This is a genomic window from Streptomyces sp. NPDC059009, from assembly GCF_042740175.1.
GTDB lineage: Bacteria > Actinomycetota > Actinomycetes > Streptomycetales > Streptomycetaceae > Streptomyces.
In genome coordinates, this window is sequence record NZ_JBHYJB010000019.1 from 97,941 (window position 1) to 121,462 (window position 23,522).

General features: G+C 72.4%; 17 protein-coding genes. 4 read left to right on the forward strand and 13 right to left on the reverse strand.

The window, feature by feature from the left end:
• Positions 1-59 precede the first annotated feature (59 nt).
• The 5 genes from ACFWYM_RS20330 to ACFWYM_RS20350 all read right to left on the reverse strand — a co-directional run bounded on the left by ACFWYM_RS20330 (position 60) and on the right by ACFWYM_RS20350 (position 9,013).
• Positions 60-2,120 carry an ATP-dependent DNA helicase gene (locus ACFWYM_RS20330; RefSeq protein WP_384838671.1) on the reverse strand — a complete coding sequence of 687 codons (2,061 nt, stop codon included), beginning with the start codon at positions 2,118-2,120 and terminating at the stop codon, positions 60-62.
• A 40-nt stretch (positions 2,121-2,160) separates the two neighbouring features.
• Complete coding sequence (locus ACFWYM_RS20335) at positions 2,161-3,990, reverse strand: IucA/IucC family protein (RefSeq protein WP_384838674.1); 1,830 nt, start codon at positions 3,988-3,990, stop codon at positions 2,161-2,163.
• 44 nt (positions 3,991-4,034) lie between these two features.
• Complete coding sequence (locus tag ACFWYM_RS20340; RefSeq protein WP_384838676.1) at positions 4,035-4,880, reverse strand: GNAT family N-acetyltransferase; 846 nt, start codon at positions 4,878-4,880, stop codon at positions 4,035-4,037.
• A 198-nt stretch (positions 4,881-5,078) separates the two neighbouring features.
• Positions 5,079-7,208 carry an IucA/IucC family protein gene (locus ACFWYM_RS20345; protein WP_384838679.1) on the reverse strand — a complete coding sequence of 710 codons (2,130 nt, stop codon included), beginning with the start codon at positions 7,206-7,208 and terminating at the stop codon, positions 5,079-5,081.
• Between the two features lie 269 nt (positions 7,209-7,477).
• Positions 7,478-9,013, reverse strand: a complete 1,536-nt coding sequence (locus tag ACFWYM_RS20350; RefSeq protein ID WP_384838682.1) for a diaminobutyrate--2-oxoglutarate transaminase family protein — start codon at positions 9,011-9,013, stop codon at positions 7,478-7,480.
• Between the two features lie 357 nt (positions 9,014-9,370).
• Between ACFWYM_RS20350 and ACFWYM_RS20355 the strand changes: the two genes are divergently transcribed.
• Both ACFWYM_RS20355 and ACFWYM_RS20360 read left to right on the forward strand, forming a co-directional pair.
• The gene (locus ACFWYM_RS20355; RefSeq protein WP_384838685.1) at positions 9,371-10,612 is read left to right on the forward strand and encodes a trypsin-like serine peptidase; all 1,242 of its coding nucleotides are present in this window, start codon (positions 9,371-9,373) and stop codon (positions 10,610-10,612) included.
• A 183-nt stretch (positions 10,613-10,795) separates the two neighbouring features.
• Positions 10,796-12,013, forward strand: a complete 1,218-nt coding sequence (locus ACFWYM_RS20360; RefSeq protein ID WP_384838688.1) for a trypsin-like serine peptidase — start codon at positions 10,796-10,798, stop codon at positions 12,011-12,013.
• Positions 12,014-12,147: 134 nt separating this feature from the next.
• Here the strand turns inward: ACFWYM_RS20360 and hflX are convergent, their stop codons facing one another.
• From hflX to miaA, 6 genes are all read right to left on the reverse strand, one after another.
• A complete protein-coding gene (gene hflX, locus ACFWYM_RS20365; RefSeq protein ID WP_384838690.1) occupies positions 12,148-13,638 on the reverse strand; it encodes a GTPase HflX in 1,491 nt (496 codons plus the stop codon).
• 160 nt (positions 13,639-13,798) lie between these two features.
• Complete coding sequence (locus ACFWYM_RS20370; RefSeq protein ID WP_384838693.1) at positions 13,799-15,295, reverse strand: M1 family metallopeptidase; 1,497 nt, start codon at positions 15,293-15,295, stop codon at positions 13,799-13,801.
• A 109-nt stretch (positions 15,296-15,404) separates the two neighbouring features.
• Positions 15,405-17,543 (reverse strand): RelA/SpoT family protein, encoded by a 2,139-nt coding sequence (locus ACFWYM_RS20375; protein ID WP_384838696.1) that lies wholly within the window; start codon positions 17,541-17,543, stop codon positions 15,405-15,407.
• A gap of 151 nt (positions 17,544-17,694) precedes the next feature.
• Entirely contained in the window at positions 17,695-18,582 is an 888-nt protein-coding gene (gene dapF / locus ACFWYM_RS20380; RefSeq protein WP_384838699.1) for a diaminopimelate epimerase, read from the reverse strand.
• A gap of 62 nt (positions 18,583-18,644) precedes the next feature.
• Positions 18,645-19,187, reverse strand: coding sequence for a hypothetical protein (locus ACFWYM_RS20385; RefSeq protein WP_384838849.1), 543 nt, complete (start codon positions 19,185-19,187; stop codon positions 18,645-18,647).
• 107 nt (positions 19,188-19,294) lie between these two features.
• Positions 19,295-20,233 carry a tRNA (adenosine(37)-N6)-dimethylallyltransferase MiaA gene (miaA, locus tag ACFWYM_RS20390; RefSeq protein WP_384838702.1) on the reverse strand — a complete coding sequence of 313 codons (939 nt, stop codon included), beginning with the start codon at positions 20,231-20,233 and terminating at the stop codon, positions 19,295-19,297.
• A 182-nt stretch (positions 20,234-20,415) separates the two neighbouring features.
• Here miaA and ACFWYM_RS20395 point away from each other — a divergent pair, with 182 nt between their 5' ends.
• Both ACFWYM_RS20395 and ACFWYM_RS20400 read left to right on the forward strand, forming a co-directional pair.
• Positions 20,416-20,763, forward strand: coding sequence for a hypothetical protein (locus ACFWYM_RS20395; RefSeq protein ID WP_384838705.1), 348 nt, complete (start codon positions 20,416-20,418; stop codon positions 20,761-20,763).
• Positions 20,764-20,788: 25 nt separating this feature from the next.
• A complete protein-coding gene (locus ACFWYM_RS20400) occupies positions 20,789-21,073 on the forward strand; it encodes an antitoxin (protein WP_384838708.1) in 285 nt (94 codons plus the stop codon).
• A gap of 93 nt (positions 21,074-21,166) precedes the next feature.
• On the opposite strand, the gene ACFWYM_RS20405 is transcribed toward ACFWYM_RS20400, so the two are convergent.
• The gene (locus tag ACFWYM_RS20405; RefSeq protein WP_384838711.1) at positions 21,167-21,889 is read right to left on the reverse strand and encodes a class III extradiol dioxygenase subunit B-like domain-containing protein; all 723 of its coding nucleotides are present in this window, start codon (positions 21,887-21,889) and stop codon (positions 21,167-21,169) included.
• Positions 21,890-21,995: 106 nt separating this feature from the next.
• A complete protein-coding gene (gene miaB, locus ACFWYM_RS20410; protein WP_384838851.1) occupies positions 21,996-23,501 on the reverse strand; it encodes a tRNA (N6-isopentenyl adenosine(37)-C2)-methylthiotransferase MiaB in 1,506 nt (501 codons plus the stop codon).
• Positions 23,502-23,522 lie beyond the last annotated feature (21 nt).

Sequence of the window (23,522 nt, forward strand, 5' to 3'; positions counted from 1 at the left end):
CCGCCCATGACCGGGCCCCGGGACCAACTGCGCCGGTTCCGGGGCCTGACTTTTGCCTGCTACGCCTCCTGGGACTGGCCTTGCTCGGCGCCTTCCTCGGCCTGGCCTTCCTTGGCCTGTGCCGCCGCGTCGTGGCCTTCCTTGGCCTGTGCCGCCGCGTCGATCGCGGCCAGGGAGCGGCGGACCTGATTGCGGTCCGTCGTGTACCAGAACTCGGGCAGGGAGGCGCGGAGATAGCTGCCGTAGCGCGCCGTCGCCAGGCGGGGGTCCAGGACCGCCACCACACCGCGGTCGCCCGACGCCCGGACGAGACGGCCCGCACCCTGCGCCATCAGCAGCGCGGCGTGGGTCGCCGCGACGGCCATGAAGCCATTGCCGCCCGCCTCGTCCACCGCCTTCTGCCGTGCGCTCATCAGCGGGTCGTCGGGGCGCGGGAACGGGATCTTGTCCATGACCACCAACTGGCAGCTGGCGCCCGGCACATCGACGCCCTGCCAGAGCGAGAGCGTCCCGAAGAGGCAGGTCCTCGCGTCGGCCGCGAAGCTCTTGATCAGCTCGCCGAGGGTCTCCTCGCCCTGGAGCAGGATCGGCATGTCGAGGCGGCCCCGCAGCTCCTCCGCCGCGGCCTGGGCGGCACGCATGGAGGAGAACAGACCGAGTGTGCGACCGCCCGCGGCCTCGATGAGCTCGGCCAGCTCATCGGTCATGTCGCCGCGTGTCCCCTCGCGCCCCGGGCGGGAGAGGTGCTGCGCCACGTACAGGATTCCCTGCTTGCGGTAGTCGAAGGGGGAGCCGACGTCGAGGCCCTTCCAGGCCGGGGAGTCCTCCGCCTGCGTGCCCTCGGGGGCGAGGCCCAGGGATGCCCCCACCCCATTGAAATCGCCGCCCAGCTTGAGGGTGGCGGAGGTGAGGACCACGGAGCGGTCCGTGAAGAGCTTCTCGCGCAGCAGGCCCGATACGGACATGGGGGCGACGCGCAGGGAGACCCCGCCCTGTCGGTACGCGGAGCCGCCGCGGGATTCCTCGTACCAGACGACGTCCCACTCCGAGCCGTTCGTGATCCGCTCCGCCACGTCGTGGATCGTCTCCACCGAGGCGAGGGCCTGCTTGCGGACCGCGTCCTCGTCCTGCACCGACTTGTCGCGGGTGGCGCCGATCGCCGAGATCACCGTGCGGGCGGCGTCCCGCAGGGCCATCAAGGCGTACCCGAGGTCCTCGGGGATCTCTTCGAGGCGGCCCGGCAGGGCCAGCTCCATGAGCCGCTCGAAGCCCTCGGCGGCGGTCTGGAGCTGGTCGGCCGCCTTCTCGTTGACCAGCTTCGCGGAGCGGCGGACCGCTCGGTTGACCTGGCCCGGGGTGAGCTCGCCGGTGGCCACGCCCGTGACGCGGGAGACCAGCTCGTGGGCCTCGTCCACGATCAGGACCTCGTGCTGCGGGAGGACCGGGGCGCCCTCGATGGCGTCGATGGCGAGCAGCGCGTGGTTCGTGACGACGACCTCGGCGAGCTTGGCGCGCTCGCGGGCCATCTCGGCGAAGCACTCCGCTCCATACGCGCACTTGGAGGCGCCCAGGCACTCGCGGGACGAGACGGAGACCTGCCCCCAGGCGCGGTCGGAGACGCCCGGGGTGAGGTCGTCCCTGTCGCCCGTCTCGGTCTCGTCCGCCCAGTCGCGCATGCGCAGCAGGTCCTGGCCCAGCTTGCTGGTGGGCGCGGCCGCCTCGAACTGGTCGAAGAGGCCCTCCTCCTCTTCCTGCGGCACGCCCTCATGGAGGCGGTGCAGACACAGATAGTTCGACCGGCCCTTGAGCATGGCGAACTGGGGGCGGCGGCGCAGCAGCGGGTGCAGTGCGTCCACCGTCCGTGGCAGGTCGCGCTCGACGAGCTGCCGCTGGAGGGCGAGGGTGGCCGTCGCGACCACCACCCGCTCCCCGTGCGCCAGGGCGGGCACGAGATAGCCGAGGGACTTGCCCGTGCCGGTGCCCGCCTGGACGAGCAGGTGCGAACCATCGTCGATCGCCTCGGCGACGGTCTCGGCCATGGACACCTGGCCAGGGCGCTCCGTGCCGCCGACGGCCTCGACGGCGGCGTGCAGGAGATCGGGGAGAGAGGGCTTCGTCATAGGCGGACCACCCTACGGTGCGCCACTGACAGTCCCGCGATCACGGCTGGTGCAGGGGGTTGGGGACGGTGCCGTGCACGGCGGCGTGGGGGCGTCGGGGGCGGTCGCGGTAGCCGTCGAGGTGGAGCCGGTTGCGGTTCAGGCAGAGCCGCTCGATGCGCGGCACCAGCAGGTCGAACATCTCGAACCGGTCCTTCAGATGCGGGTGGCGCGCCTGGTGGCGGAGGATCTCGGCGCGGACGGCGGACCAGAAGTCGGTCTCGCGGACGCCCAGTTGCTCCTCGCAGAGCGGCGCGAGGTAGCGGAAGACGCCCACGAAGAGCCCGGAGTGGATGAACTGGGTGAGGAAGGAGGGCGGCTCGGTGAGGAGGACCGTGCGCACGTCGTCCGGCATGGTGGCGTGCTCGGGGAGGGGCTCGGCGCTGACGTTCACGTCGTCGACGAAGTCCTTCACGGCGAGCCGGACGGGCACGTCCTTGTCGTCGAACACCACGATGGCGTTCTCTCCGTGCGGGGAGAACACGGTGCCGTACTGGTAGAGGAAGTGCAGCAGCGGGGGCAGCAGGGCGGCGAACAGGCGGCGCAGCCAGACCATGGGCTCCAGGCCCGAACGCTCGACGAGTTCGGCGATGAAGGCCCTGCCGTCCGGGTCGGTGTGCTGGAGCGAGGCGAGAGTGCGGGCGCGCTCTCCTGGGGCGAGATAGCGGGTGACGGGCTCGCGCCAGATGGCGCCCAGCAACTCCTTGTACTGGTACGGGACTTCGGGGAGGCCGTCGTACAGGGGGTGCTCGACGGCCACGGAGGCGACCTCGCCGAGGAGGATCACCCCGCATTCGCGCAAGAAGGGGTCGCTGTCGCGCAGTGCGTGCATCCAGGCGGTGACGGCGGGGGCGGCGAGGGTCCGCTCGGTGGGGAGGCCGCGCCACACCAGGGTGTTGAGGACGGACAGGGGCAGTTTGACGGTGTGCCGGTCCGGTCGTGCGGTGTTCAGGAAGGAGCGGATGGACTGCTGGGGCAGCCGGGTGTCGCCGTCGGTGGGGAGCGGGACGATGGCCCCGGCGGCCACGGAGGGGGCGAAGAGCGGCAGCACGATCTCGTCCCACTGCCAGGGGTGCACCGGCAAGTAGAGATAGCTTCGCGGGTCGGCGCCCCGCGCGCGGAGTATGGCTTCGAACGACTCCCTTGTGGCGGGCGTCAGTTCACGGGCATAGAGCTTGTCCGGGCTGTCGAGGGCGGCCACGCCCCGGTAGTCGGCGAGGTCGGTGTGGACCGCGATCCAGGGGAGCGCCACCTCGGTGCCCGACTCCGGCGCCCAGCGCGCGGTGTCGCTCGCCGAGAAGCCGAGGCGCCCCTTGTTGAGGACGAGCCAGGGGTGGCCCACCTGGCGGCCTTCGAGTTCGGCGTAGTCGAGGTCGGCGAGCCGGGCCGCGGAGAGGGCCGCGTGGTCCAGGCGGGCGTCGGCGGCGAGGGTGACGGTGAGCTCGCGGATGAGGTGGCCGAGCGTGGCGCCGTCGAGGCCCAGGGTGCGGCGGGCGAGCGTGAGGAAGCGGAGCGGGTCGGCGAAGGGCCGCGGCGGTGCGCCGCCCTCGGCGAGGGCGAGGCCGGCCGGGTCCACGTACCAACTGCCGTACGAGCCACGGCGGGCACGGAAGGTGAGCGTGGGAGCCGCACCTTCCGCGCCGTCGAGACGCAGGATGTACCCGCCCAGGGCGTCGGCGGTGGGCTGGACGATCTCCTCGTACGCGAACTCCGCGATCATCTTCGCGAGCAGACGGCGTTCGGCGCGCGCCCAGCCGTCCTGGGAGAGCTCGGGCGGGTCATAGAGCACGGACGGCTCTCGGGAAGTCGGGGTGGCGGGGGGCTGCGGCACGGGGACTCCTCGGGAGGGAGGGAACCGGATCAGATCGAGCTTCGTTACAGACTGTGACCGGGTCGGAGCACGGCGCGCAGGGCCCGGTCGCGGACCATGAGCGCGGCCCGCTTGTCCGGGAGATCCACTTCGGCGGAGAAGCGGAAGCCGGCGCTCAGAAAGGCGGAGACGGAGGGAGTGTTGCGCAGGTCGGGTTCGGCGATGACCCGCGCACAGGCGGGACGGTGGTCGAGGGCCAGGTCGGCGACGACGCGCAGGAGTGAACTGCCGAGGCCACGGCCGCGGTTGGCGACACCACCGATGAGGAGGTGGATCCCGGTGTCGTGCGGGCGGGCCGGGTAGTGGCGGGCCAGCGGGTCCAGGTCGGCGCGGTAGATCTCCCAGTAGCTCATCGGCGTGCCGTCCAGCACGCCGAGGCAGGGCACGCTGCGTCCGTCGCCGTCGAGCTGGGCGCGGAGGTGGCCCTCGGTGACGGTGTCGGGGCCTTCGAGCTGCCAGAAGGCCGCCACGGCCGGGTCGTTCATCCACCGGCTGATGAGCGGGAGGTCCCGCTCGACGCGTACGGGGACGAGCTGGAAGACGCCCACCGGGGTGGTGACCGGCCCCCAGTCGGCGATGTCGCCGAGCAGGTCGCCGCCGGAAGAGGCGGGTCGTGCCCGGGTGGCGGGTCCGGCGGACCGGGCGGCGGGTCCGGCGGAGGGGGGCGGTGCGGCCGTGGCCTCGGCGGCGAGCAAGGCGACGAGTTCGTCGGGCAGGCGCAGGTCGAGGGTGTCCTGGCCGTCCGAGCCGCCCGGCTCGGAGTCGTCGCGGGCGTCGGCGGTGGCCGGGGGTGCTCCGGCGCCGGAGGCGGTTTCGGTTCCGGCGCCGGTGCTCGCGTCGGTGGGAGGCACGGGGTCGCTCCTGTCAGAGGCGTGGACGGTGGTGGAAAGGGTGGGACAGGGGCCTCGGGACGGAGGGCGGGTCGTGCGGGTGGTGCGCATGGTGCGGATACGGAGAGCGGGACATGTTCCTCAGGGGGGATCAGGGGTGGTCAACGGTCGGGGGCGGGGCGGCGGGAGCCGGTGGGGGCGCGGAGCGCGCGCGGGCGCTCACGCGTGGAGGGGGTTGGCGATGGTGACGTAGACGGACTGGGTGTCGACCGGGCCGACGAGTTCGTCGAGCCCGTGCAGCCGGGTGAGCAGGTTGGCCTTGCAGCGCAGTACGGGTGAGTCGAGCAGCAGCGCGGGCAGGGGTGAGCGCAGCCGGTCGGGTCCGGCGGCGACGTCGCGGAGGAAGCGGCGGAAGCCGGCGAGCAACAGCCGTTCGTCCGCGAGGTGTTGGGATCCGAGCGCCCCGATGAGACCGAAGACGTTGTTGATGCCGAGGTAGTAGGCGAAGCGTTCGTCGGTGACCTCGTCGGAGACGAAGGTGTCGCTGTGCCGGCCGATGCCGGGCAGCCTCTGGTCGAGTTCGGCGCGCCGGGACTCGCGGAAGTAGTAGCCCTGGTTGTCGCGGTAGCGCCCGCCGACCGGCCAGCCGTCGGGGTCGAGCAGGAGCAGGGTGTTCTGCTGGTGCGCCTCCAGGGCGACCCCCGCCTCGCTGTCCAGCCACAGCACCGGACGGACGACGCTCTCCAGGTACCGCAGGAACCACTCGGTGGCGACGGCTCCGCGCGGGCGCCCGGTCCGCCCGGCGAGCCGGGTGATCGTCTCGCCGAGCCGGGAGCGCATCGACGGCCGGTCCTGCCCCGCGCTCTGCCCCGGTGGCCGGGGGGAGACGAGTCCGGCGACGCAGTTGGCGTCGTCGCCGGGCCCGAAGGGGTTGTGCCGGATCATCACGTCGAGTCCGGGGACGGGCGTGCCGTCGGGGGCGGTGACGGCGAGCCAGGCCGGGTCGCGGACCACGTCGAATCCGGGGTGGGCCGCCTGCCACTGCTCGGCGAGGCCGCTGCGCAGCAGTCGGTGCACCTCGACGCCGCGGTGGAGTTCCTTGCGGAGGTTCTCCCGGCGGGAGTTGGTGATGCGCAGGCCGAGCGAGAGCTTGAGCATCGCGGGCGCGCCGGAGCGGTAGAGGGTGCGGACGGAGGAGGTGGGGTACCAGGGTGCGCCGTGCGGGCCGAGGTCATGGAGCAGTCCGGCGTCGAACAGGGCGGCGGTCTGCGGGCGGTGCCGGAGTTCGCGGAGCTGCCAGGGGTGCAGGGGCAGGGCGGCGTGCCCGGCCGGGAGCGGGAGTCCGGGTCCGGCGAGGCGGGCGGTGAGCCGGTCGGCGGAGACGGTGCGGCCGCGCTCGGTCCAGGCCGAGTCGGCGGCGAGGACGGACGGGTCGACGGCGAGCCAGTGCAGGGCGAAGGCGCCGCGCAACTCCGGTGAGTAGAGCCGGGTTTCGGTGTCGGACAGGCCCTCGCGGCTCTTCGGGGTGGGGTGCAGCGGGTGGCCGAGGAGCAGGGACTGTTCGGCGGCGAGGAACCGGTCCTCCTCGTCGCCGGGGCTGGCCCGGCGGTCGGCGATGAACACGGCGGTGCGCCGCACCGAGTCGGCGACCCGGCCGACGAGGTCGCCGCCGTCGGGGGGCTCGGCGACGGGGTGGCCCTCGTCGTGGGCGGCGCCATCATCGAAGGGCGCGCCTGCGGGGGGCTCGTCCCCATCGAGGTCGCCACGGCCGGCCTCGCGGTGGCCGGGATCGTCATGGCCCGGCTCGTCGTGGCCCGGCTCACCCTGGCCGGTCTCGTCACGCCCCGTGCCGACGCCCCCGCCCCCGTCCCCGTCCCCGTCCCCGTCCCGTGCAGAGTCATCCCGTACGGACTCATCCCGTACGGACTCGGCCCGTACGGATTCCTCCCGTACGGACTCATCCTGCGCAGCCCCGGCCCGAGCCGTCTCCCGCCCGAGCAGCGCGGCGACCGTGACGGCGTCGACGGGCGGTGCGCTGCTCGGTCCGTCCTCCAGGTAGGGCAGGTCGAAGCGGTGCCATCCGGTCGCCGACCAGTACCGCACGGGCACGAGGAGCGCGGACCCGCTGGCGGGCAACGGGACGCGAAGGACGCCGTGTTCGGGCGCACCGAGGCCGTTCTCGCGCACCCAGCAGCGCAGCAGGTTCTCCACGGCCGCGGACTGGGCCGCGGTGTGCGGGTCGGGGTGCTCGAGGAGGTCGACGGGGGCTCCGCGCAGCTGCTCGGTCCGGCGGCCCCCGGTGTGCTGCCGGGGGACCGTACCGGCCTCCGCCACCAGCGAGGAATGCATGCCGCGCGCGCCTGACGCGTGTGGTTGGGAGCGGCCGTCGGATGCGGGACTGGGGTTCAAGAGAGCTTCCTTGGTGGGTTGTTCGGGCTCCGTGGGGAGTGACGGGGTGGCGGGCGGATGCGACGTCGTCCGGCGAGGTCTGGGCCGGAACGGAACCGACCGGGTGGGCCAATCCGATCGAACCGCCCGGACCGATCGGATCGGTCGAGCGATCCGGCCCGGCCCGGCCCGGCGCGGCAGAACCAGCCGGGACGACGCACCCGCCCGGGCTATTCGTGGCGCGAACGGACCGCCGCGGCCAGCGCGTCGGCGAGGCGGTCGAGGATCGCGGCCGCCTGCTCGTCGGTGATGGTGAGGGGCGGCAGGAGGCGTACGACGCTGGCGTCCCGGCCGCCGAGTTCGACGATGAGCCCCCGCCGCAGGCACTCGCGCTGGACGGCGACGGCGAGTTCGGGCGCGGGCGGCGACGGGGCAGAGGCCGATGGCGGGGCAGAGGCCGATGGCGGGGCAGAGGCCGATGGCGGTGGCGGTGGCGGGGCAGTCTCGAGGGCGGTATCGCGGCCCCGCGCGAGCGCACCGCCGCCCTGGGCCGGAATCCCGCCGTGCGCGGGCACAGTCCGCGATCCAGGCGCACCCCCATGCCCCGGCACCCCCGCACCCGCACCTCCACCCGCTCCGGGATCCACCAGCTCGACCCCCATCATCAGCCCGCGCCCCCGCACCTCCCCCACACACGGGAACTCGGCCGCCAGGGCGCGCAGTTGAGCGATCATGCGGGCCCCAAGGGCGGCCGCGCGCTCCGCGAGACGGTTCTCCCTGACGTACGCGAGGGTGGCAGCACCCGCGGCCATGGCGAGCTGATTGCCGCGGAAGGTGCCCGCGTGCGCGCCGGGCGGCCAGACGTCCAAGTCGTCGCGGTAGACCACGACGGCGAGCGGGAGGCTGCCGCCGATCGCCTTGGAGAGCACCATCACGTCCGGCACGACGCCGCTGTGTTCGACGGCCCAGAAGGTGCCGGTGCGGCCGACGCCCGTCTGCACCTCGTCGGCGATGAGCGGGATGCCGCGCGCCGCGGTGATCTCCCGCATCCGGCGCAGCCAGTCGTCGGGGGCGGGGATCACACCGCCCTCCCCCTGCACCGGTTCCAGGATCATCCCGGCGGGCGCGGGCACCCCCGACTTGTCGTCGTCGAGCAGCGACTCGGCCCAGCGGGCGGCGAGTTCGGCCCCGCGGGCGCCGCCGACCCCGAACGGACAGCGGTAGTCCTGCGGGAAGGGCAGCCGCGCCACCCGTACGTCCCGCGCGCCCCCGGACGCCGCGAGCGCCCCCGCGGTCATGCCGTGGTAGGCGCCGGTGAAGGCCAGCAGGTCCTCGCGCCCGGTGGCGGTGCGCACCAGCTTCAGGGCCGCCTCGACGGCGTCGGTGCCCGCGGGCCCGCAGAACTGGATGCGCGCCCGGTCCGCGAGGCCGGGCGGCAGGGTCCGGAAGAGCTCGGTGGTGAAGCCGTCCTTGACGGGCGTGGCCAGGTCGAGGACGTGCAGCGGGGCACCCGAGTCGAGGACGCGTCTGATGGCCTCGAGGACCACGGGGTGGTTGTGGCCGAGGGCCAGGGTCCCCGCGCCGGAGAGGCAGTCGAGATAGCGCCGCCCGTCGGCGCCCTCGATCGTCAGTCCGCGGGCCCGCACGGGCACGATCGGCAGGGCCCGCGCATAGGTGCGCGCCGCCGACTCGCGCGCCGACTGGCGCCGCAGAATTCCCTCATGTGCCGCGGCGACCACCGCGGACGCAGGCTCCGTCACGGCCACGACTATGGGTCCTCCCGCTCGAACTGGGCGCGCTCTCACCGCATATGACGCCGAATGGCCATATATGGGCGATTCTGTGGCTGACTTGACCGAGGGATGAACGCACACCGCGAGTCCCCCGTACGTACCAACGACGCCGACTCCGGAGGATCACGGGCAAACCGAAGTTCCTTGACCCCGGGGAAGATCCTCGTGTGACGGAACCGTTGCCGTTCCGTCGGCCGTCCCCTACGGCACCGGCATAGTGTGGGGTGCCGTTCACCAGGAACGGGGTGTGCGGCACTGTGCAGGCACACCGCTCAGGCCCGGTTGTCCGGAGCCGAGGAACCATCGTCGAGGCCCAGGGGGATTCTCACCATGCGACCCATACGCCCGCTCTCCGCCGCTCGCCGAGGAGCGAGCGCGCGCCGCAGAACCTCCCCCGTGGCGGCGGCGGTCGGCATCGGCGCGGCGCTCGTCCTGACCGCGACGGCCTGCGGCCCCGGCGACGACAACGCGGACGACAAGCCGTCGGCCTCGGCGAGCAAGACGACCGGCGGCAACGACAAGATCGAGATTCCCCAGGAGATCCAGGACCGGCTCAAGGAGCACGGCATCGACCTGGACAAGTGGAAGGACGGCGCCTGGAAGAACTGGGACAAGAAGGACTGGCTGCGCGAGGCCGGCGACTTCGTCAACCCGATCATCGACGGCCTGTGGGACGCGGACCGCATGCGGGACGCCGACAAGAAGAACCCCGACACCGACCGCGGCGTCGACGAGAACGACATCTCCGGTGACCAGGGCGTCACCGACCCGACCCCGCAGCCGGTCAAGGCCCAGCCGGTGAAGGCCCCGTACGACGCGAGCGCCCCCGAGGCGGGCAAGCTGTTCTTCGACAGCGACAAGGGCTCGATGGTCTGCTCCGCCACGGTGGTCAAGGACCCGGCGCACCCCGGCAAGTCCAACCTCGTCTGGACCGCGGGCCACTGCGTGCACGCCGGCGCCGACGGCGGCTGGTACCGCAACATCGTCTTCGTGCCCTCGTACAACAACCAGGGCAAGCCGGTCGAGGAACTCCAGGGCGCGCCCAAGGAAGAGGTCGCCCCGCACGGCGTCTGGTGGAGCGACTGGGCGCAGACCTCGAACCAGTGGATCGAGACCGGCGGCCCGACGGGCGGCAAGGCGGCCCCGTACGACTTCGCGGTCCTGCACGTGACCCCCGAGAAGGGCGGCAACGGCAAGTCCCTCGAGGAGACGGTCGGTTCGGCGCTCCCGGTGGACTTCAACGCCCCGGCCGTGCCGAAGATCAAGAAGATGACGGCGACCGGCTACCCGGCCGCGCCCCCCTTCAAGGGCGAGGCGCTCTACCAGTGCCCGGACAAGCCGGGCCGCCTCTCGCTCGCCAAGAACGACCCGACGATGTACCGCATCGGCTGCACGATGACCGGCGGTTCGTCCGGTGGCGGCTGGGTCGCGGCGGGCGCCGACGGCAAGCCGGCCCTCGTGTCCAACACCTCGATCGGCCCGGTCACCGCGGGCTGGCTCGCGGGGCCGCACCTGGGCAAGGAAGCCAAGGGCATCTACGGCGCGGTGAGCAAGAAGTTCGCCGGTCAGTAGGCGAGCCGGACTGCAAGCGACTCGGGTACGGCGGCGGGGCACCGGATACCTTCACGACCCCGCCGTCGTTCCTCCTCAACCTCACAGGCATAGTGGGGTGTTGCGCCGGATGACCTGCAAAGGTCTGCACCAGCGCCTGACACGAACATGGCAAATACACGTTCCTTCGGGGGTATCAGCACCATGCGTTCCATTCGTGCGCCTTTCGCGCGCGGGCGCGGCCGACGTGCCGCACTCGCCGCCACCGGCCTCGCCGCCGCCCTGGCGCTCACCGCCACCGCCTGTGGTCCGAGCGACGACAGCTCGAGCGACAAGGCGGACTCCTCGTCGTCGCAGGGCGCGGACAAGGGTTCCGACTCCGGCTCCGACGTCAAGCTGCCCACCGACATCGCCGACAAGCTCAAGGAGCACGGCATCGACGTGGACAAGTGGGCCGACGGGGGGTGGAAGGACTTCTCGAAGGACAAGTGGATGCGCGAGGCCAAGGACTTCGTGAACCCGGTCATCAAGGACCTGTGGAAGCCGAAGCGCATGGCTGACGCCAAGGACCCGAACAAGACGCTCGCCGCCAAGGACGCGCCCAGCGACCAGGACGCCACCGACCCCGAGCCGCAGCCGGTCCAGGCCAAGGCCGAGAAGACCCCGTACCACAAGAACGCCGCCCCGGTCGGGAAGATCTTCTTCGACTCCCCCAAGGGCTCCATGGTCTGCTCCGGCACGGTCGTGAAGGACCCCCGCCACCCGGGCAAGTCCAACCTCGTGTGGACCGCGGGCCACTGCGTGCACGAGGGCAAGACCGGCGGCTGGTACCGCAACATCACCTTCGTGCCCGCGTACAACGACCTCGGCAAGTCGCCCGAGGCGCTGCAGAGCGCGTCGCCGCAGGAAGTCGCCCCCTACGGCCAGTTCTGGGCCAACTGGGTCTCCACCTCGAACGAGTGGATCAACGGCGGCGGCCCGACCGGCGGCGAGGGCGCCCCGTACGACTACGCCGTGATGCACGTGCAGCCGGAGCAGCAGGGCGGCAAGTCCCTTGAGGAGACGGTCGGCGCCGCGCTGCCCGTCGACTTCTCCGCCCCCGCGACGAAGAGCGTCGGCTCGATGGGCGCCTGGGGCTACCCGCAGGCCGACCCGTACAACGGCGCGCTGATGTACAAGTGCATCGACCGCCCGGGCCGCCTCTCGCTGGCCCCGTCGCTGCCGTCGATGTACCGCATCGGCTGCACCATGACCGGCGGCTCCTCCGGTGGCGGCTGGTTCCGCGTGGTGGACGGCAAGACCAAGCTGGTCTCGAACACGTCGATCGGCCCGGCCGACAACACCTGGCTCGCCGGACCGCAGCTGGGCTCGGGCGCCCAGCAGGTCTTCGACTTCATGTCCAAGAAGTACGGCGGTCAGTGACCGCTCGGTGCTTGATTGAACGGTGAAGGCCCGCCCCCTACTTCCAGGGGGCGGGCCTTCACCGTGCTTGCTCAGACACTCAGTTACTCACGTGCTCACGTGCTCACGTGCTCGGCTACTCGGTGCTCACGTGCTCAGCGCGCGACCGGCACATACGGAGCGAGCTCCGCCGCGAGCTCCTCGTGCACCCGGGCCTTGAGCAGCGTGCCCTCGGCGGTGTGCTCCTCGGAGAGCACCTCGCCCTCGGCGTGGGCGCGCGAGACGAGCTGGCCGTGGGTGTACGGCACGAGGGCCTCGATCTCGACCTCGGGGCGCGGCAGTTCGGCGTCGATGAGCGCGAGCAGCTCGTCGATACCGGCGCCCGTGCGGGCCGAGACGGCGATCGCGTGCCGCTCATTGCGCAGCAGGCGCTGGAGGACCAGCGGGTCGGCCGCGTCCGCCTTGTTCACCACCACGATCTCCGGGACGTCCGTCGCGCCGACGTCACGGATGACCTCGCGCACGGCGGCCAGCTGCTCCTCCGGTACGGGGTGCGAGCCGTCGACCACGTGCAGGATCAGGTCCGAGTCGCCGACCTCCTCCATCGTGGAGCGGAACGCCTCGACGAGGTGGTGCGGCAGATGCCGGACGAACCCGACGGTGTCGGCCAGGGTGTACAGGCGGCCGCTCGGTGTCTCGGCCCGGCGGACGGTCGGGTCGAGGGTGGCGAACAGTGCGTTCTCCACCAGGACGCCCGCGCCCGTGAGGCGGTTGAGCAGCGAGGACTTGCCCGCGTTCGTATAGCCGGCGATGGCGACCGAGGGGACCTTGTTGCGGCGGCGCTCCTGGCGCTTGATGTCGCGGCCGGTCTTCATCTCCGCGATCTCCCGGCGCATCTTCGCCATCTTCTCGCGGATCCGCCGCCGGTCCGTCTCGATCTTGGTCTCACCGGGACCGCGGGTGGCCATGCCGCCACCGCCGCCGCCACCCATCTGACGGGAGAGCGACTGACCCCAGCCACGGAGCCTCGGCAGCATGTACTGCATCTGCGCGAGGGCCACCTGCGCCTTGCCCTCACGGGACTTGGCGTGCTGGGCGAAGATGTCGAGGATCAGGGCGGTGCGGTCGACCACCTTGACCTTGACGACGTCCTCGAGGTGGATCAGCTGGCCGGGGCTGAGCTCACCGTCACAGACGACGGTGTCGGCACCGGTCTCGAGCACGATGTCGCGCAGCTCCAGGGCCTTGCCGGAGCCGATGTACGTGGCCGGGTCGGGCTTGTCGCGGCGCTGGACGACACCGTCGAGCACGAGGGCGCCCGCGGTCTCCGCGAGGGCCGCCAGCTCGGCGAGCGAGTTCTCCGCGTCCTGGACGGTGCCCGAGGTCCATACGCCGACGAGGACCACGCGCTCCAGGCGGAGCTGGCGGTACTCGACTTCGGTGACGTCCTCGAGCTCGGTGGAGAGGCCGGCGACGCGGCGCAGAGCCGCGCGCTCGGAGCGGTCGAACTGCTCGCCGTCCCGCTCTCCGTCGATCTCGTGGCTCCAGGCGACGTCCTCTTCCATCAGGGCATCGGCCCGAAGACCTTCGGGGTAGTTCTGCGCGAAGCTCTGTGCGTCCTGGGAAGGGGAAGAAGAGGAGGTCATTGGGTCCTTACGTCCAAGGGGAATCCGTCACAGTCGTCAACGTCCGGCGCCGCCCGGAGATTCCCCGGGCCGCCCGCGCAGCCGACCTGACGATGGTTGCACGGGACGGCCCGTCTCGTCACCCGGGTTATTTCCCGGGCCGCGCGCCCCAGGGCCTGTCCTAGTGGCCGGGCTCGGCGGTGCTCCAGTCCGGGTGCCCCGGCATCGGCGGCGTCTTCGCCCCGTACAGCCAGCCCTGGAAGAACGCGCCGAGGTCACGCCCGGCGATGCGCGAGGCCATGCGCTGGAAGTCCGCGCTCGTCGCGGTCCCGTCACGGTGCGTGCGCACCCATTCCCGCTCCAGGCGGTCGAAGGCGCGCTGCCCGATCTCCTGGCGCAGGGCGTAGAGGACCAGCGCGCTGCCGTCGTAGACGACGGGTCGGAAGATGCTGATCTTCTGGCCCGTGTCGGGGGCCTTCGGAGCGGCGGGCGGTCCGCCGGCCGCCCGCCAGCGGTCGGACTGCCGGTAGGCGTCCTTCATCCGCGTCTGAAGCGACTGCTGCGCCTTCTCCTGCGCGTACAGCGCCTCGTACCAGGTGGCGTGCCCTTCGTTGAGCCACAGGTCGGACCACGCGCGCGGGCTCACGCTGTCGCCGAACCACTGGTGCGCCAGCTCGTGCACCATGATCGAGTCGACGTACCACTCCGGATACTCGTTCGCCGTGAAGAGCTGCTTCTCGAAGAGGGAGAGCGTCTGGGTCTCCAGCTCGAAGCCGGTCTGCGCCTCGGCGATCAGCACCCCGTACGTCTCGAAGGGATAGCGCCCGACCTTCCCCTCCATCCAGCCGATCTGCCCCGGCGTCTTCTTGAGCCAACGCTCCATGGAGCGACGGTCCTTGGCGGGCACCACATCGCGCATGGGCAGCCCGTGCGGCCCCGTCCGGTGGACCACCTCGGACCGCCCGATGGAGACCTGCGCCAGCTCGGTCGCCATGGGGTGCCGGGTGCGGAACGTCCAGGTGGTCGCTCCCCCGCCGCTCCTGGTGACCGGCTTCGCCGCGGGCAGCCCGTTCGCGGCGACCGTGACGTCCCGGGGCGCGGTGACGCGGAAGGTGTAGGCGGCCTTGTCCGACGGGTGGTCGTTGCAGGGGAAGACCCGGTGTGCGGCGTCGGCCTGGTTGGCCATGGCGAGCCCGTCGCCGGTCTGCACCCAGCCGCCCTCCGCGTCCTTCGCGGGCACCGGGTCGCTGGTGTGGTGGACGGTGATCCGCATCCGGTCGCCCCGGGCCACCGGCCTGACCGGGGTGACGACGAGGTCCTGGCCCGTGGTGTCGAAGCGGGCGGCGGTCCCGTTGACCCGCACGGAGCGGACCTTCCCGTGCGCGAAGTCGAGGTTCACGCGCTCCATGGGGGCCGTCGCCCGGGCGTCGATCACGGTCACGGCGTCGAGCGGCTTGGTGTTCGACCCGTGGTAGGTGAACGAGATGTCGTACGACGTCACGTCGTACCCGGGGTTGCCGAGGTGCGGGAAGAGCGGGTCGCCGATGCCGAGCGGGGTGGCCGGGGAGGGCGCGCTCGCGGCGAGCAGGGACGCGGAGGCGGCGAGCAGGGCGGTGGCGATGCGGGCCGTCCGCCGCGGGGCCTTGGTCTGCGGGGTGGTGCGAGGCGTGAGCAGCATGAACTACCGCTATCAGCGCGCACCTTCCGCACCCGGGGTGCCGCGCGCCATGCCACTCGAACGAGTCTGGCGTGCGACTACGAAGAGGCACACCGGCCCGGAACGCCCCCTACGAAGTGGCCGCCGCCGGATGCTGGGCGCGGCTCACGTCGTACACCCCGGGGACCTTGCGCATGGCCCGCATCAGGCCCGGAAGGTGCCCGGCGTCCGGGAGTTGGAGGGTGTACGTGTGGCGGACGCGCTGCTGCGTGGGCGGCTCGACGGTCGCGGAGATGATGGCGACGCCCTCCAGGGCGATGGCCTCCGTGAGGTCCGCAAGGAGGTGGGCCCGGCCGAACGATTCGGCAATCAGCGTGACCCGGCACTCCGCGGAGTCCCCCCAGCGCACACCGACCTCCGCGCGCCCGACCGCCTTCATGCGCTCCACGGCGGGGCACTCCACGCGATGCACGGTCACGACGCCGCCGCGCACCGAGAAGGCCGTGATGTCGTCCGGTGCCACCGGGGTGCAGCAGCCCGCGAGCCGGACGGTGGCGCCCTCCCGGTCGACCACCACGGCGCTCGCGGGGGCGGGGCGCTCCGGCGCGGAGTCGTCCTGGGGGCGGGTGGCGGCAGCCGGGACCTGGGCGCGGCGCCCGGACGGCGGCGCGGCGGGCGTGGCCGGGTCGGGGTGGGCGGTGAGCCAGCGCCGGATGGCGATGCGGGCGGCGGGGGTGCGCGCGTGCTCCAGCCACTCCCTGGAGGGCCCCGAGGCCGGGTCCTGCCCCATGAGCAGCTCCACGCTGTCGCCGTCCCGCAGGACCGTACTGAGCGTCGCCAGGCGGCCGTTGACGCGGGCGCCGATGCAGGCGTGGGCGTCCTCCCCGTACTGCGCGTAGGCGGCGTCGACGCAGCTGGCTCCGGCGGGCAGCCCGAGCGTGCCGCCGTCCTGCCGGAAGACGGCGATCTCGCGGTCCTGGGCGAGGTCCTCGCGCAGCGTGGACCAGAAGGTGTCGGGGTCGGGTGCGGCCTGCTGCCAGTCCAGGAGGCGGGAGAGCCAGCCGGGGCGGGTGGGGTCGGCGCGCTCGCCGTCGACCGGCTCGTCCGAGACGGGCGCATACGGATTGCGCAGCGTGACCACGCCCGCCTCCGCGACCCGGTGCATCTGGTGCGTGCGGATGAGGACTTCGGCGACCTCGCCGTCGGCCCCCGCCACGGCGGTGTGCAGCGACTGGTAGAGGTTGAACTTGGGGACCGCGATGAAGTCCTTGAACTCCGAGACAACCGGCGTGAAGCACGTGTGCAGCTCGCCGAGCACCCCGTAGCAGTCCGCGTCCTCGCCGACCAGGACGAGCAGCCGCCCGAAGTCCGTGCCCCGCAGCTCGCCGCGCTTGCGGTGCACCCGGTGCACGGAGACGAAGTGCCGGGGCCGGATGAGGACCTCGGCCTGGATGCCCGCGTCCCGCAGCACTGCCCGTACCGCGTCGGCGACCTCTTCGAGACGGTCCCCCGGACAGGCCGAGTTGGCCGCGATCAGGGCCTTGACCTGGGCACACTCCTCCGGGTGGAGGATCGCGAAGACGAGGTCCTCCAGCTCGGTCTTGAGCGCCTGCACGCCGAGCCGCTCGGCGAGCGGGATGAGCACGTCCCGGGTCACCTTGGCGATCCGGGCCTGTTTCTCGGGGCGCATGACGCCGAGGGTGCGCATGTTGTGCAGCCGGTCGGCGAGCTTGATCGACATCACGCGCACGTCGTTGCCGGTGGCGACCAGCATCTTGCGGAACGTCTCCGGCTCGGCCGCCGCTCCGTAGTCGACCTTCTCCAGCTTGGTGACGCCGTCGACCAGATAGCAGACGTCGTCGCCGAACTCCGCGCGCACCTGGTCGAGGGTCACGTCCGTGTCCTCGACGGTGTCGTGGAGCAGGGACGCGGTCAGCGTGGTGATCTCCGCGCCGAGCTGGGCGAGGATCAGCGTCACCGCGAGGGGGTGCGTGATGTACGGCTCGCCGCTCTTGCGCATCTGGCCGCGGTGCGAGGACTCGGCCAGGACGTACGCACGGCGCAGCGGCTCCAGGTCGGCGTCGGGGTAGTACGCGCGATGGGCTTCCGCCACATGGCCGATCGCGTCCGGGAGCCGGTCCCGGGCGGCCGGGCCCAGCAGCGCCGCACGGCCGAGACGGCGCAGGTCGAGCCGGGGGCGGCCGCGCCTGCGCTGGGCCCCGGGCGTCACGGGGCCAGGCGTCGCAGGGTTTGTGGCCTCTGCACTCATGGGCACCTCCGGCTGCTCCGACCGGCGGTGAGGGGACGATGACCGTGCAGCCATGCTCCGTCCGGGCCGGTGCTTGATGCTACCGAGCCCATCACGCGGTGCTGACCGCCTCTCGCCCAGCGTGAAACGGATCACCCATTCGAGCGAAGGTTCATCGCATTGCCGTTTCGAGCCATTCCGGGACGAACTCGCCCTCGGCGACGATCACCGCGGGACCCGTCATCTCGATCTCGCCGTCCGGCCGCTCGGTGATCTCGAGCCGTCCGCCGGGCAGGTCCACCGTGTACGTCACCGGGGTGCCGGTCACGGTGGGATCCGCGCCGTCCCTGCGGGCGGCGGCCACGGCGACGGCGCACGCGCCCGTGCCGCAGGAGCGGGTCTCGCCCGCGCCGCGCTCGTGCACGCGCAGGGCGACGTGGCGGGGGCCGCGGTCGACGACGAACTCCACGTTCACCCCGTCCGGGTAGGCCGTGGCGGGGCTGAACGGCGGGGGCTCGTACAGGTTCCCCGCCTCGGCCAGGTCGGCCACGAAGGCGACCGCGTGCGGGTTGCCCATGTTCACGTTGAGCGCGGGCCACTGCCGGTCGGCCACGGACACCGTGACGTCCCCGCCGGGGAGCAGGGCCTTGCCCATGCCGACGGTGATGTGTCCGGGGGTGCCGTCGGCCGCGGCCTTGGCGATGTGCACGGTCTTCACGCCGCCGCGGGTGGCGACGGCGAGCCCGCCCTCGGTCGCGTAGCCCGCGCGCTGGAGATAGCGGGCGAAGACGCGGACTCCGTTGCCGCACATCTCGGCGACCGACCCGTCCCCGTTCCGATAGTCCATGAACCACTCGGCCTCGGCGGCCAGATGGCGGGCCTCGGGGTGGGCGGCGGAGCGCACGACGTGCAGCAGGCCGTCGCCGCCGATGCCCGCACGGCGGTCGCACAGGGCGGCGACGGTGGCCGGGGGCAGCTCGATGGCGTTGTCGGGGTCGGGGACGATCACGAAGTCGTTCTCCGTCCCGTGCCCCTTGAGGAAGGCGATCCGCGTGCTCATTCCTCGATCGTACGGGGTGGCTCGGACACTCCCTCGGGGCGGTGCCCGCCGCGGCTGCGAGCTCAGCGGAGCCGGGCCACCCGCCAGACCGCGAGGACGGCGGCGGCCGCGACCACCAGGGCGTACGCGGAGACGATCCGCCAGTCCGGACGGCGCCCCGAACCGCGCTCGGGAAGGCCCGGCCAGGTGTGCCCGACGCGGCGCGCGGCCATCATGCCCCAGCCCGCGGCACACGAGCTGAGCAGCAGCCCGAGCATCGCGACCACGGCCCCGCCGTCGCCGAACTCGAAGGCGAGCGGGAACGCGAACATCAGGGAGCCGATCGCGGCGAGGATCACGATGGGGGCGAGCTGCCAGATACGCAGCCGACGCTGCGGGCGCAGTTCGACCTCGACCTCGGGGCCGGCCATCTCGCCCGCGCCAGGCCCGTCGTCGGTCACGCCGCTCACGCCGTCCGGCGTCTGCTCGGGGCCGTCGGGGCTCAGTTCGCCGCCGGGACCGTCCGCGCTCAGCCCGTCCAGGGAGACGTCCGGCGTCAGCCTGTGCCCGGGTCCGTCCGGGCTCAGCTCGCCGTCATGTGCGGTGTCTCGAGGGCCGGCCTCCATCGCCACGCGCCCTCCCACTCCGGACTCCACTGGTCGATCGATGGTCGATGATGGCACGGCCCCGGGGGCCGGGATGACCGCCGGAGCGTCCCGATGCCATCACGTGATCAGGCTGTGACCGCTCGTTCGACCAACGCCAGTGCCCGTGCCGGGAGTTCCTCCCGGTCGGCGGCGGCGCCGCTCAGCCAGTGCACCCTCGGGTCCCGCCGGAACCAGGTGTCCTGGCGGCGCGCGAACCGCTTGGTGGCCCGCACGGTCTCGGCCCGCGCCTCGTCCTCGGTGCACTCGCCCGCGAGGGCCGCGAGGACCTGCTGATAGCCGAGGGCCCGGGACGCGGTGCGCCCCTCGCGCAGGCCCCGGCCCTCCAGGTCGCGCACTTCGGGGACGAGCCCGGCCTCCCACATGCGGTCCACGCGCGTGGCGATGCGTTCGTCGAGCTCGGGGCGGGCCACGTCGACGCCGATCTGGACGGTGTCGTAGACGGACTCGTGGCCGGGGAGGTTGGCCGTGAAGGGCTTGCCGGTGATCTCGATGACTTCGAGGGCGCGCACGATGCGGCGGCCGTTGCTCGGCAGGATCGCCCGGGCGGCCTGCGGGTCGGCGGCGGCGAGCCGGGCGTGCAGGGCGCCGGGGCCGTGCTCTGCGAGCTCCTCCTCCAGGCGGGCGCGGACGGCGGGGTCGGTGCCGGGGAACTCCAGCTGGTCGACGGCTCCTCGTACGTACAGGCCGGAGCCGCCGACGAGGATCGGCCAGCGGCCGTCGGCAAGGAGACGGTCGATCTCGGCGCGGGCGAGCTTCTGGTACTCGGCGACGCTCGCCGCCTCCGTGACGTCCCAGATGTCGAGGAGGTGGTGCGGGACGCCGTCGCGCTCCGCGAGCGTCAGCTTGGCGGTGCCGATGTCCATCCCCCGGTACAGCTGCATGGAGTCGGCGTTGACGACTTCGCCGCCGAGTTTCTGGGCGAGGAAGACGCCCAGATCGGACTTTCCGGCCGCGGTCGGACCGACGACGGCGATGACCCGCGGGGCGGGAGCTGCGCTACTCACCGCCCCAGTCTCGCAAACCCTGGGGCTGCTTCCCGAATGAGCTACGTGACGCGACGGGTCCGGGGTCGTTGCCTGTTGCGAGGTTCCGGCCGCCGGTTTCGAGGACCGGTGACCCGGGCGACGCAATGGGACGCACCGGGCGGCGCGGGATTTCGCCCACACGAGTAACGTATGGAGTAGATATGGGCGTTTTTAGTCGGTTCCGCCGGAAGGCAAAGGGCGCGGAGGAGGCGTCAACCACCGAGGCGGATGCCGCCACCCTCACAGCCGAGCCCGAGACGGCCGAGGAGTCTTCCGAGGCCGCCGCCGGGACGGATGCGAAGGCCGAGGCGGAGACGGAGTCCGAGGCCACGACGGAGAAGGCCGAGACGGAGGGCGCGACCGCCGAGACCTCCGAGGACCCCGAGGACGAGTCGAAGGAGTCGGCCGACACCGCCGAAGCAGCTGCCGCCGAGGGCGTGGAGATCCCCAAGCAGCAGTCCGCCGAGGAGGCGGCCGACAACGAGGCCGGCGAGGGCGCCCGCAAGTAGCTCCCCGGCGAGGGAAGGTGAACTCATGGGCTTCCTGCAGCAGTTGAAGGAAAAGCTTGCCCCGGCCAAGGACAAGGTCTCCGACCTCGCGCAACAGCACGGGGACAAGATCGACCAGGGTCTCGACAAGGCCGCCAAGATGGTCGACGAGAAGACCAAGGGCAAGTACAGCGACAAGATCCAGACGGGCACGGACAAGGCCAAGGACGCCGTGGACCGGCTCGCCGGGACGGACGGCGGCGCGACCGGCAAGGCCGCGGGCGGCGACACCGCCCCTCCGACGCCGCCGTCGTCGCCCTCGGCTCCCTGAGCCGCTTCCCGGACAGCACGCGGCGGACGGCTGCGGAGCGCCACCAGCTCCGCGGCCGTCGCCGTGCGCGCCGTTCTCGAGACCTCGCGGCCGCTAGGACCAGGCCGCCACCAGATAGCCCACGCCGTACGGGGCGTCCTCGTACAGCAGCTCGCCGCGCAGCGACGCCTGCTCGGCCGCGCCCGCGAGGACCTGCCAGGGCGCCCGGCCCGCCGCCTTCAGCTCGTACGCGAGCTCGGCGTCCAGTGCCTTGAGGGCCGCGATGTCGGCCGACCCGATGGCCCGCGCGGCCTCCGCGTCGAAGCCCGCCGCCCGCTCGTCGAAGTAACCCGGCGCCTTGAGGGTGCGGCACACGCTGGCGTCGCCCATCGCCAGGAGCGCCACCCGGTCCGCGCGCGCGGCGAGTTCACCGCCGACCTCCAGGCACCGCTGCGGCTCCAGCGGCTCCCCCACGCCGAGGCCCTCCACCGGGGCCGCCGCCCAGCCCGCGCGCGCGAGCAGCCAGGCGGCGACGGAGAGGGAGGGCGGCAGGTCGCGCTCAGGGGCGGTGGCGGTGTCGGGGCCGGTCTGTCCCAGGCGTACGTCGAGGTCCACCCCGAAGCCCCGGAACGAACCACGGGCTCCCTGCTGATGCGGACCGCGCCCGCTCTGCTCGGCGGGGCCGACCACGACGAGGCGGTCCGGCCGGGCCGCGGCGAGCACCGCGATGGCGTCCGAGCAGGCCGCGCGCGCGGCGTCCAGCTCGGGTGCGGCGCCCGCGGCGACCTCGGGCACGAGCAGGGGCGGGCAGGGGGCTACGGCGGCGGCGACAAGCATGATCGGCAGCGTAACCCCGCGTGCGGGGTGCTGTGCGGGTAGGTCGTGTCCGGCGGATCGGGCCCTGGGACCCTCCTCAGGGAACCTGGGGCCCTCTTCCGGGGGATCAGTCGCAGCCGCAGCCCGTGCCGGCCGTCGGGAGCGGCTCGGGGACGCCGATCTTCGGGAGGCCGAGCAGCACGCCCGCGGGCTTGGCGGCCTCCTCCTTGTTGCGCTTTTCCCAGGCGTCGCCCGCGCGCGTGCGGCGCACGTCCTGGACGGCGCCCTCGGCGAGGAGGTGGTGCGGGGCGGCGTATGTGATCTCGACCGTGACCACGTCGCCGGGGCGGACCTCCTGGTCCGGCTTGGTGAAGTGGACCAGGCGGTTGTCGGGGGCGCGGCCGGAGAGGCGGTGCGTGGCGCCGTCCTTGCGGCCCTCGCCCTCGGCGACCATCAGCTCCAGGGTGCGGCCGACCTGCTTCTTGTTCTCCTCCCAGGAGATCTCCTCCTGGAGGGCGACCAGGCGCTCGTAGCGCTGCTGGACGACTTCCTTGGGGATCTGGTTCTCCATGGTGGCCGCGGGCGTCCCGGGGCGCTTGGAGTACTGGAAGGTGAACGCCTGGGAGAAGCGGGCCTCGCGGACCACGTGCATGGTCTGCTCGAAGTCCTCCTCGGTCTCGCCGGGGAAGCCCACGATGATGTCGGTCGTGATGGCCGCGTGCGGGATGGCGGCGCGGACCTTCTCGATGATCCCCAGGTAGCGCTCCTGGCGGTAGGAGCGGCGCATCGCCTTCAGGACCGGGTCCGAGCCGGACTGCAGCGGCATGTGCAGCTGCGGCATCACGTTCGGCGTCTCGGCCATGGCGGCGATCACGTCGTCCGTGAAGTCGCGGGGGTGGGGAGACGTGAAGCGGACGCGCTCCAGGCCCTCGATGTCGCCGCAGGCGCGCAGCAGCTTGCTGAACGCCTCGCGGTCGCCGATGTCGCTCCCGTACGCGTTCACGTTCTGGCCGAGGAGGGTGATCTCGGAGACGCCCTCGCCGACGAGGGCCTCGATCTCGGCGAGGATGTCGCCGGTCCTGCGGTCCTTCTCCTTGCCGCGCAGGGCCGGGACGATGCAGAACGTGCAGGTGTTGTTGCAGCCCACGGAGATCGACACCCAGGCCGCGTACGCGCTCTCGCGGCGGGTCGGCAGCGTGGAGGGGAACGCCTCCAAGGACTCGGCGATCTCGACCTGCGCCTCTTCCTGGACGCGGGCGCGCTCCAGGAGGACGGGGAGCTTGCCGATGTTGTGCGTGCCGAAGACCACGTCGACCCAGGGGGCCTTCTTCACGATGGTGTCGCGGTCCTTCTGGGCGAGGCAGCCGCCGACGGCGATCTGCATCCCGGGCCGCTTGGTCTTCATCGGGGCGAGGCGGCCGAGGTTGCCGTACAGGCGGTTGTCCGCGTTCTCCCGAACCGCGCATGTGTTGAAGACGACGACGTCCGCGTCGCCGTCCGAACCCTCGGGGGCCTTCACATATCCGGCCCCCTCCAGGAGGCCGGAGAGCCTCTCGGAGTCATGGACGTTCATCTGGCACCCGTAGGTGCGCACTTCGTACGTCTTCAAGCCGTCCACTACTCCGAAAGGCACGTCGTCACCGCTCACCCATCC

Bases quoted from the DNA above. Each gene is read 5' to 3' on its own strand.
- ACFWYM_RS20330 (WP_384838671.1), bottom strand. From the start codon at position 2,120: ATGACGAAGCCCTCTCTCCCCGATCTCCTGCACGCCGCCGTCGAGGCC.
- ACFWYM_RS20345 (WP_384838679.1), bottom strand. From the start codon at position 7,208: ATGCATTCCTCGCTGGTGGCGGAGGCCGGTACGGTCCCCCGGCAGCAC.
- ACFWYM_RS20355 (WP_384838685.1), top strand. From the start codon at position 9,371: ATGCGACCCATACGCCCGCTCTCCGCCGCTCGCCGAGGAGCGAGCGCG.
- ACFWYM_RS20360 (WP_384838688.1), top strand. From the start codon at position 10,796: ATGCGTTCCATTCGTGCGCCTTTCGCGCGCGGGCGCGGCCGACGTGCC.
- hflX (WP_384838690.1), bottom strand. From the start codon at position 13,638: ATGACCTCCTCTTCTTCCCCTTCCCAGGACGCACAGAGCTTCGCGCAG.
- ACFWYM_RS20370 (WP_384838693.1), bottom strand. From the start codon at position 15,295: ATGCTGCTCACGCCTCGCACCACCCCGCAGACCAAGGCCCCGCGGCGG.
- ACFWYM_RS20375 (WP_384838696.1), bottom strand. From the start codon at position 17,543: ATGAGTGCAGAGGCCACAAACCCTGCGACGCCTGGCCCCGTGACGCCC.
- dapF (WP_384838699.1), bottom strand. From the start codon at position 18,582: ATGAGCACGCGGATCGCCTTCCTCAAGGGGCACGGGACGGAGAACGAC.
- ACFWYM_RS20385 (WP_384838849.1), bottom strand. From the start codon at position 19,187: ATGGAGGCCGGCCCTCGAGACACCGCACATGACGGCGAGCTGAGCCCG.
- ACFWYM_RS20395 (WP_384838705.1), top strand. From the start codon at position 20,416: ATGGGCGTTTTTAGTCGGTTCCGCCGGAAGGCAAAGGGCGCGGAGGAG.
- ACFWYM_RS20400 (WP_384838708.1), top strand. From the start codon at position 20,789: ATGGGCTTCCTGCAGCAGTTGAAGGAAAAGCTTGCCCCGGCCAAGGAC.
- ACFWYM_RS20405 (WP_384838711.1), bottom strand. From the start codon at position 21,889: ATGCTTGTCGCCGCCGCCGTAGCCCCCTGCCCGCCCCTGCTCGTGCCC.